This window comes from Proteus faecis, from assembly GCF_003144395.1.
GTDB classification, from domain to species: domain Bacteria; phylum Pseudomonadota; class Gammaproteobacteria; order Enterobacterales; family Enterobacteriaceae; genus Proteus; species Proteus faecis.
Genome location: NZ_PENZ01000046.1, coordinates 1 through 10,185, shown reverse-complemented (window position 1 = coordinate 10,185; position 10,185 = coordinate 1). Strand labels below are relative to the sequence as shown.

Below are 10,185 nucleotides of genomic sequence, written 5' to 3'. Positions count from 1 at the left end.
AGCCAAACGTTGCTTCTCTTCGGCTTCTTCGGCAAGGCGTTGTTGTTCTCTGGCTTCGTCAGCCAAACGTTGCTTCTCTTCGGCTTCTTCGATAGGGCGTTGTTGTTCTCTGGCTTCGTTAGCCAAACGTTGCTTCTCTTCGGCTTCTTCGGCAAGGCGTTGTTGTTTTTTGGCTTGGTCAGCCAAACGTTGCTTCTCTTCGGCTTCTTCGGCAAGGCGTTGTTGTTCTCTGGCTTTGTCAGCCAAACGTTGCTTCTCTTTGGCTTCTTCGGTAAGGCGTCGTTGTTCTCTGGCTTCGTCAGCCAAACATTGCTTCTCTTCGGCTTCTGCGGCAAGGCGTTGTTGTTTTCTGGCTTCGTTAGCCAAACGTTGCTTCGCTTCGGCTTCTTCGGCACGGCGTTGTTGTTTTTTGTCTTGGTCCGCCAAACGTTGCTTCTCTTCGGCTTCTTCGGCAAGGCGTTGTTGTTCTCTGGCTTTGTCAGCCAAACGTTGCTTCTCTTTGGCTTCTTCGGTAAGGCGTTGTTGTTCTCTGGCTTCGTTAGCCAAACGTTGCTTCTCTTCTTCGGCTTCTTCGGCAAGGCGTTGTTGTTCTCTGGCTTCGTCAGCCAAACGTTGCTTCTCTTCGGCTTCTTCGGCAAGGCGTTGTTGTTCTCTGGCTTCGTCAGCCAAACGTTGCTTCTCTTCGGCTTTTTCGACAAGGCGTTGTTGTTCTCTGGCTTCGTTAGCCAAACGTTGCTTCTCTTCGGCTTTCTCAGCTTCTATTGCTGCATTTTTTTGTGTTAGTGCATTAAGAGTAGTTTGGCTCTTTGCATATTCATATTCTGCTAATTTTAATTGTGAACCTTGTGTTCCGTTATTTAAATTGGTTATTTCATGATTAATATCTTCGATTTCTTTTTTGTAATCATCTTCTTTATTTTTATATGTATTATATTCATCTGAATATTTATCATATGTTTCTGTACCTCCATTTCTATCGCCATAATCAATGATTTTTTCAATTCTAATTCTTTCTTTAATGGTATTTTCCATATCAGTTTTAGTTGTTTCTAATTTATTGAATAATGCTTTTTCTTGAGTATCAAATGGCTTTTTAAGCGAAGTGAATTTTTCAAATGATAATTTTGAGTGCTCTTTGGTTTTTTCAATATCGTTAGTTGCTAAAAGTGTATCGTATTTAATATTTATGGCTTCTTTATTTTGGTTTTCTTCTATTTTATTCTTTGGTGTTTTTTCAATATTCCATGCAACAAGTTTCCAGTCATTATTGTTTCCTTTTGATACACCAAATATAGCATTGCCATCTCTAGAGATGGAGTGTGCTTCTGATTCTTCAATATTATTATTGAGATTTAGTAATAACTGAGATTTTTCTTCATCAACAAAATATACAAAGGCATTTCTAGGGTATTCTGATAGTGGAGAAGCTTGCCTTTTTTTTACGATATTGCCACCGTATTCTACCCAGCCAACAAAAAACTCCCCATTTTCTGAAATAGCTGTAGCTTCTGAATTATAATAATGATTCGAATTAGTACTATTAATTATTGGTTTTCTAATTTTATTTTTAGTCGGATCATAGATGAAAGCTTCGCGAATTAATCTATCATCGCTTTCATTTTTGCGTTTAATGCGCGATTCTATCCAGCCAACGGCGATATCATTTTTTGAGAGTTGATTGATTCTGGATGAACCATAATCTGAATTTGAAATAATTTTTACATCATCATTCGACTGATCATAAAGAAATGCTAATCTAACATTATCTGATTTTTGATTTTCCCTTTTTAAAGTGCCATAAAGGTATTTTCCACTAACGGATGGCGCCGTAATTTTAGGTTTTAATTTGATTAAGTTATTAAAGGAAGTTAATTTCTCAAATGCAATAAATCTATTTTTTTCTATATGATTATTCAGTTTTGTTTTATTCCATTCATTAAGTGGAATGCTTTTTTTATTTTCATTGTCAAAGATAAAAAATTTCTTTTCATTAGGCGAGGTATATGTTGCATAGGGATCATTATCTTCAGAATAAAGGCTAAATAATCCATCATTAGTAGTAAAATAATAATCATCTTCAATATAATATGAAATATCACTTTTATGATTAAATAAATTTGTTTCTTTTGAAAAAATATCATAAACAAAAAATACAGGATTGTTATTATATTCACCATGTGCAGTTAAATAACGACCACTTTCTGAAAGTGAAAGGGCTCTAACATTATTGAAGTTTTCTATTTTCAAAGGGTTAAAGCTTTTTCCAATGTCGTGACTGATATTAATATTATCTTTATCTGATGTTATTATGATGTTTTGATATTTTGACGCTAATATTATTGGAAGATTTCTATATTCCATTCTTCCATGAATTTGTCTATTGCTATCATATCCTCGAAGGGAATTCTTATCAACAGACTCAAATTCAAATTTAATATCTTTTGTAAGAATTAAGTCTGATGGCTTATTTAAAGCGTAGCTATATGTTGAATTAATTATAATTGAAGCAATAATTGATAGCTTTAGTTTCTTTTTATTCATAAACATAAATTATTATTCCGTCTATATTTGCAGGATTTTTTTGAAGACTAGTTTGATCTTGTTTTTCTGTCAATATAAATGGATTTTATTTTAAAATGCATTGCTAATTATATTTTTAATAATTTTAAATTACTATTTTTCTTTTTGGTTAATATATTCTATGAATATATATCCGGTGTTTTAATATTAAATATATTTCTTTTTATTAATTCTTTACTAAATATATCAATATGTTGTTTCTGTGCTGATTGCCAATTACCAGCCTCACCATATACACCATGATTATGAAAAGCATTAATTCTAATTAATATGGATTCACCAAGTGAGTGAATAAACTGAGAAAGTAATTCAATATTCTCTAAATAGTCGGTTTTTTCTGGAATATATAAAAGGCGTAATTCTGTAAGTAAATTATTATTCGCTAACCATTTGATTGATTCTTTAATCCGCTGATTACCTCGACCTGTTAAATAAATATGAGTATCTTCATTCCAACTTTTTAAATCAATCATAGCACCGTCCATATAAGGGGCAATTTTTTGCCAGCCATTAAGGGAGAGAGTGCCGTTACTGTCGATTAAACAAGTAAGATGCTTAAGATCAGGCGCTTCTTTGATTGCTTTAAAATAATCAATTAAAAAAGGCAGTTGTAACGTCGATTCGCCACCACTGACAGTAACGCCATTAATAAAAGCAGCATATTTACGGGTGAGCGCCATTAATTCATCGACAGTATAAGTTAATGTCATCGGACTTGATTGGCGAGGGCATTGCTGAATACAGGTGTCGCACTGTTCACAACTGGCACTGTTCCAATTTATAACACCATTTTGTAATGAAAGTACTTGTTGAGGACAGGTTGGAATGCAGTCACCACAATTGTCACAGATCCCCATGGTGTAGGGATTGTGACAATTTTTACACCGCAAATTACACCCTTGTAGAAAGATGGCCAGACGATTGCCTGGGCCATCAACACAAGAGAAGGGCAGTATTTTATTTATCGAAGCGCATCTGCTGCTCATGACTAATCACTCGAGGTTTACGTTCCGCAATATGGCAATTGGCAGTGGCTTCATCACCTAACCAAGTAGTATTAAGACGAGAGCCTTCTTCTTTATATTTTTTTAAATCAGATAAGCGCACCATATAACCAGTTACACGAACAAGATCATTTCCACCCACATTGGCGGTAAATTCTCTTAACCCGGCAGAAAATGCCCCTAAACAGAGTTGCATTAGGGCATCAGGATTTTGTTTGATAGTTTCATCAACCGTTAAAATATCGCTAATCCCTGAGGTATAAAATGGGTGATGGGGAGCAACTGTTATTAAATGAGTAACCGGATCGGGCTCTTTACCATAAGGAATACGAGTCGCAGGTGTTGTGCCAATATCAGAACTAATTCCCGATTGAGCATGTAACATAGCTCGGTGGTTCCAGCCATATTTTACGGGTGTTTCTGTAACAAATTGTGCCAGTTTTTCGCTGATCATATAGCTAAGTTGATTGGCAGATTCATTCTCACCATAAGCAACGTTTTTACCTTCTTTTTTAAGTAAAAGTGCGACTGCTTCTGCCATTCCATAAATACCAAACATTGGCGCAAAACGATCAGGTGAGATCAACCCTTCTTCTACTAAGAAACTTTGTTTAAAGAAGTTGGATTTTTCATAAAGAAACGCACAACGGGCATCAATGATCTCAATCTGTTTTTGCATATAAAAAGGCAATACACTTTCAAGAAAATCGAGGCTATTTTGACTACGCTGTGCAACCTCTTTAAGGTTTATACGGACTAAAGTGCTACCACCACCACTTTGAGGTAGCGAGTTATAACAACTGACAATTCCGTATTCATCTTTGCCAAATACTGCATCTTGCAATGTACCATTGGCAATATGAGGTTTACTACTATGGCAAATATTGGTGATAGCTTGATGAAGTAAATCAGAAGGTGTTGATTTTTCATCATAAATAAAAGTGAGATTAGGCGCGACTTGTTGAAGCTCAACATCTACTTTAAGAATGAGACGAGTAAGAACGGAGTCTTCTGGACCAATATTCGCATGCATAAAGGCATCTGGGAGTGTTCTATCAAGATAGCGCCAGAAGCGTTTTAATTTAGGGTAAAGCTGCTCTTCGGTGAGGTTGCCAACATAAGGCAGTAAGATTTTATCAATACGCCCTAAATAAACAGGCATAGAGGTTACAGAAGGAACATGATGATAAAGGATAGTCAGCATGTTTAAGGCATCATCAAAATTTTGCGCAGGTTCAAGTTCTAAATAACGAGAACCCTGCGCTAAAAATTTTGCATAGTCAGGTAAGACATAACGTGGTTTATAAGGGGCATGGCCTTCATACATATCACAGATAACCCGTTCATTAAGTGCTTTTGCGGCATCTTCAGACAGTGACGGATACGGCAACATGTTTTCCGCTTCTAACGCAAGAAAATGACGTTTTTGTTCAGGGGAAAGGGTTGGGTTTTCTACGATTTGTTGACAACGTTGGATAACAGATTGTTCAGTCATAACCACCTCAGTACTCAAAGAGCCAGAAAAAGATTTAAAACCTATCTTTTTAGGTTAATGACTTGATGAGAATTTACCGTGACTTTAAACAAAACCCCTTTAAATATTAAGGGAATAGCACAAAAATACGCATTAATTAGATATATCTAAATAATTAAATAAAAAAGTGAGCTTAGTTAATTATTCACTAAACTCACTGAGTAGGTTGTTAAAAAATAATAAGTTAGGTTTTATCTACTTTATTTTTCAGCATCGTTATTTTTCTCTTTAACACTCTTTTTTGATTCATTTTCTTCATTATTCTCATTTTTTTCAGCATCTTCTTTTTCAGTACGAGGCGGTAGATTGGCCGTTAATAAATAAGGCGATTGTTGCCAATGAACTGGTGTTAATTGAAGAAGGTTATGAGAAAGCAAAAAACCAATTGCAAGTGCGACTAATAACATGACTCGTAATAAATTTGTCGTGTTATCGACTTGGCTTGATTCAGTGACAAGTTGATGAGTATCCAGCGTGAGTCTTAAAAAGCCTTTGGGTTTATCTTTGCCTAGCACAGGTACAACAAGTTGGTGATTAAAAGAACCTCCACTCTTTTGCCCTTCTAAAGCTAATCTTTCTTTAACAGTGACATTTTCACCACTATGCGCTATTTGTGTACCATCTTCTAAGTAAAGACTGGCATCAAGCACCCGACTATTATGGGTAAGATGATTTAAATTAGCCATAATGAGTGGATTTACGTTATCTTTGCTACTGTCATCTATATAAGTGGATAAAGAGAACGCAACTTGTTCTGCCAGTGTTTTTGCAAGCTCTTCAAACTGAGTAATACGGGCGTGCTGATTGGCACGGCTAAAATAAGACGCGCCTTGCATAAGAAATGCCAATAGTGCGATACAAATCAGTATAATCGCCGTTTTTTGTAGTTTGAATTTTAGTTTGTCTTTAAGCATGTTCATCCTTTTGCGTAAGCAAGTATGTGCATGTTGCCAGATGAGTCAGAGATAGAATAGGCTGAATAACAATTATTTTGTTCAGACAGGGGAAAACAGGAGAATAAGTATGTCAAATAGTCTGACCTATTGCTATTTACCGGATGAAATCCGTAAATGGCCAGGTCTGCCGTTATCACTCAGTGGTGAAGAGGTGATGCCACTCGATTATCGTGCTGGTGATAGTGGATGGTTACTTTATGGCCGTGAACTTGATAAGAAAAGAATAAGCGAGTTCCAACATAAATTAGGTGTGGCAATCGTGGTGGTTTCTTCATGGCGTATTGATGATTATCAAGTGGTACGTATTGCTGGCAGCTTAACCCGCAGAATTCGTCGCTTATCTGATGAATGTGGCCTAGATGTCGTTCCTTTAGGTGAGATTCCTCGTTTACGTTCTCCTGGGCTTTTAGTAATGGATATGGATTCAACGGCTATTCAAATTGAATGTATTGATGAAATCGCCAAACTTGCTGGTGTGGGAGATAAAGTTGCCGCGATAACAGAACGCGCGATGCAAGGCGAAATGGATTTTAGTGAAAGTTTAAAACTTCGAGTTGCTGAACTTAAAGGTGCGGATGCCTCTATATTACAAAAAGTGATGGATGATTTACCTCTTATGCCTGGGTTAACAAGCTTAGTTCGAAAACTTCAGGCAATGGACTGGCATATTGCTATCGCCTCCGGTGGTTTTACTTATTTTGCCGATAACTTAAAACAAAAATTACGTTTAGTGTCCGCGGTGGCTAATCACCTTGAAATTAAAGATGGCAAACTCACGGGTAAAGTTAAAGGCGCTATTGTTGATGCAAAATATAAAGCACAAGTCTTAGCGCGTTTAGCTAAGGATTTAGAGATCCCAATAGAGCAAACTATTGCTATTGGTGATGGGGCAAACGATCTTAAAATGTTGAGAAAAGCAGGGCTTGGCATTGCTTATCACGCAAAGCCTAAAGTCTATGCTCAGGCGAAAGTGGCTATTCGTCACGCTGATCTAATGGGTGTATTGTGCATTTTAAGTGGTGGTTTAAAACACGAAGAGCGTTAAGCACGTTTTTTTAAAATCGTTATTGTTGGGAGAGAAGTGTGGCAAAAGCAGCAAAAAGAGCCTTTGTATGTAATGAATGTGGTGCAGATTATCCTCGTTGGCAAGGGCAATGCTCTGCTTGTCATGCGTGGAATACAATTACAGAAGTGCGCCTTGCCGCAACCTCTTCTTCCCGCAATGATCGTTTTAGTGGATTTGCAGGTGATGCAAAAGGCGCTAGCCGTGTTCAAAAACTATCGGAGATTAGCCTTGAAGCATTGCCTCGATTCTCCACAGGATTTAAAGAGTTCGACCGTGTACTCGGTGGTGGGGTTGTTCCTGGCAGTGCTATTTTAATCGGGGGAAGCCCCGGTGCAGGTAAAAGTACCTTATTACTACAAACCATGTGCCGTTTGGCCACAGAAATGAAAACGCTATATGTCACGGGGGAAGAGTCGCTACAACAAGTCGCTATGCGTGCTCATCGATTAGGTTTACCGACAGCAGAACTGAATATGTTGTCTGAAACCAGTATTGAACAGATTTGTTTAATTGCCTCACAAGAACAACCTAAATTAATGGTGATTGACTCTATTCAAGTGATGCATATGGCAGATATTCAATCTTCACCAGGCAGTGTTGCTCAAGTGCGTGAAACGGCTGCTTATCTAACTCGTTTCGCTAAAACCCATGATGTTGCCATTATTATGGTAGGCCATGTGACAAAAGATGGCACATTGGCAGGGCCTAAAGTACTAGAACACTGCATTGACTGTTCTGTTATGTTGGATGGTGAAACAGACTCTCGTTTCCGTACTTTACGTAGCCATAAAAACCGTTTTGGTGCTGTTAATGAATTAGGTGTTTTTGCAATGACAGAACAAGGATTACGAGAAGTGAGTAATCCCTCAGCTATCTTTTTAAGTCGAGGTGATGAAATTACATCAGGTAGTTCTGTTATGGTGGTATGGGAAGGTACAAGACCTCTGCTAGTGGAAATACAAGCGTTAGTTGATCACTCAATGTTGTCCAACCCTCGTCGTGTTGCTGTGGGATTAGAGCAAAATCGTCTTGCTATTCTACTGGCTGTTTTACATCGCCATGGCGGATTACAAATGTCTGACCAAGATGTTTTTGTGAATGTGGTAGGTGGAGTAAAAGTCACAGAAACCAGTGCAGATTTAGCCTTGTTATTATCATTAGTATCAAGTTTCCGTAACCGCCCTTTACCGCGTGATTTAGTGATATTTGGTGAAGTAGGGCTTGCGGGAGAAATTCGACCTGTACCGAGTGGGCAAGAGCGTATTGCAGAAGCAGCAAAACATGGATTTAAACGGGCAATTGTACCTAGTGCGAATATGCCGAAAAAGAATCCTCCTGATATGAAAGTGTATGGTGTGAAGAAGCTGTCAGATGCGTTATCTGTCCTTGATGATTTGGAAGATTTCTAAAGGAGAAAAGTATGGGTTCTTTTGATTATATCAAACAGGCTATCAGAAAAAATGGATATACGTTACAACAAGTTGCTGATGAAAGTGATATGACGAAAGGCTATCTTAGCCAATTGATCAATAATAAAATCAAAAGCCCCAGTGCACAAAAGATGTCGGCATTACACCAATTTTTAGGGTTAGAATACCCAGTGAAAAAGAAAACCATTGGTGTGATCTTTGGCAAATTTTATCCGCTCCATACGGGACATATTTATTTAATTCAACGCGCTTGTAGTCAAGTGGATGAATTACATGTCATTTTGTGTCATGACGAGCCTCGTGATAAAAACTTATTTATCAACAGTGCGATGTCACAACAACCGACTGTAAGTGACAGGTTACGTTGGTTATTACAAACTTTTAAATATCAAAAAAATATTCGCATTCATGAGTTTGATGAGCACGGTATTGAACCCCAACCTCATGGTTGGGAAATGTGGAGTGAAGGGATCAAAACGTTTTTGCGCGAAAAGCAGATAGCCCCTGATTTTATCTATACCAGTGAACGAGAAGATTCAGAACAATATAATGCTTTCTTGGGTATTGAAACGGTTTTGATTGATCCTGAACGTTCATTTATGAATATTAGTGGTAGTCAAATTCGCCAAGCTCCTTTTAAATATTGGGAATATATCCCAACAGAAGTAAAACCCTTCTTTGTGCGTACCGTGGCGATTTTAGGTGGTGAATCCAGTGGTAAATCCACGTTAGTCAATAAGCTCGCCAATATTTTCAATACTACGAGTGCATGGGAGTATGGGCGTGATTATGTATTTTCTCACCTTGGTGGTGATGAAATGGCCTTGCAATATTCCGACTACGATAAAATTGCATTGGGACATGCTCAATATATTGATTTTGCTGTTAAATATGCCAATAAAGTGGCTTTTGTTGACACGGATTTTGTTACAACGCAGGCATTTTGTTTACGTTATGAAGGTAAAGAGCATCCCTTTGTTCAAGCTTTGATTGATGAATACCGTTTTGATTTAGTTATCTTGCTAGAAAATAATACGCCATGGGTAGCCGATGGTTTGCGTAGTTTAGGGAGCGATAAAGATCGTCGTCGTTTCCAAACCTTACTGATGGAAATGCTCGATAAAAATAATATTGAATATATTAAAGTGAATTCTCCTGATTATGACGAACGCTTCTTAAGTTGCGTTGAATTAGTCAGGGAATTATTGATGATGCAATCAAAGCATATTGAGTAAAAACAGAAAGTAAAAAGCGCCATTAGTGGCGTTTTTTATTCTTTATCACTGATTATCTATCAGAACAAAATTACTTAGTGACTGCTCCCCGCCCTGTCGGGCGAGGCTTCCCACTTCTTAGACCGCAACCGTCTGTGTGACGGATTTACGCTGGCCTCCATGGGCAGAAACGACGAGTCCCGCCGCTTGTAATTCCAGTATGCCCTTGCGTTCGATGTTGATCGCCGCGTTGATATCGCGGTCATGCTCAATTCCGCATTCAGAACATTGCCAGATGCGTTTATTTAACGGCATCTCCAGCATTTTGTGACCGCAACAATGGCAGGTTTTTGAACTGGCGAACCATTGATCCAGCTTCACCAGATGCACGCCTTTCTCTG

The 10,185-nt window shown here is 38.0% G+C and carries 7 protein-coding genes and 1 pseudogene; 3 read left to right on the top strand and 5 right to left on the bottom strand.

What is annotated here, in order from left to right:
* From DK858_RS15860 to DK858_RS15845, 4 genes and pseudogenes are all read right to left on the bottom strand, one after another.
* A pseudogene (locus DK858_RS15860) lies at positions 1 to 2,547 on the bottom strand (hypothetical protein); the annotation flags it as partial.
* 152 nt (positions 2,548 to 2,699) lie between these two features.
* Complete coding sequence (locus DK858_RS15855) at positions 2,700 to 3,566, bottom strand: YjjW family glycine radical enzyme activase (protein ID WP_109398223.1); 867 nt, start codon at positions 3,564 to 3,566, stop codon at positions 2,700 to 2,702.
* On the bottom strand, positions 3,538 to 5,079 hold the full coding sequence (locus DK858_RS15850; protein WP_109398222.1) for a YjjI family glycine radical enzyme: 1,542 nt from the start codon (positions 5,077 to 5,079) through the stop codon (positions 3,538 to 3,540). The genes DK858_RS15855 and DK858_RS15850 overlap by 29 nt, the downstream gene beginning before the upstream one ends.
* 239 nt (positions 5,080 to 5,318) lie before the next feature.
* Positions 5,319 to 6,032, bottom strand: a complete 714-nt coding sequence (locus DK858_RS15845; RefSeq protein ID WP_109398221.1) for a YtjB family periplasmic protein — start codon at positions 6,030 to 6,032, stop codon at positions 5,319 to 5,321.
* 109 nt (positions 6,033 to 6,141) lie between these two features.
* Between DK858_RS15845 and serB the strand changes: the two genes are divergently transcribed.
* The 3 genes from serB to nadR are packed head-to-tail and all read left to right on the top strand — an operon-like array spanning position 6,142 to position 9,805.
* A complete protein-coding gene (serB, locus tag DK858_RS15840) occupies positions 6,142 to 7,119 on the top strand; it encodes a phosphoserine phosphatase (protein WP_109398220.1) in 978 nt (325 codons plus the stop codon).
* Positions 7,120 to 7,157: 38 nt separating this feature from the next.
* On the top strand, positions 7,158 to 8,549 hold the full coding sequence (gene radA / locus DK858_RS15835; protein WP_109398219.1) for a DNA repair protein RadA: 1,392 nt from the start codon (positions 7,158 to 7,160) through the stop codon (positions 8,547 to 8,549).
* 11 nt (positions 8,550 to 8,560) lie between these two features.
* Positions 8,561 to 9,805: a multifunctional transcriptional regulator/nicotinamide-nucleotide adenylyltransferase/ribosylnicotinamide kinase NadR gene (gene nadR / locus DK858_RS15830; RefSeq protein ID WP_109398218.1), complete on the top strand. Its 1,245-nt coding sequence runs from the start codon at positions 8,561 to 8,563 to the stop codon at positions 9,803 to 9,805.
* 117 nt (positions 9,806 to 9,922) lie between these two features.
* On the opposite strand, the gene DK858_RS15825 is transcribed toward nadR, so the two are convergent.
* Positions 9,923 to 10,185 (bottom strand): zinc ribbon domain-containing protein (locus tag DK858_RS15825; protein ID WP_162556674.1); only part of this gene is annotated, 263 nt, incomplete at its 5' end.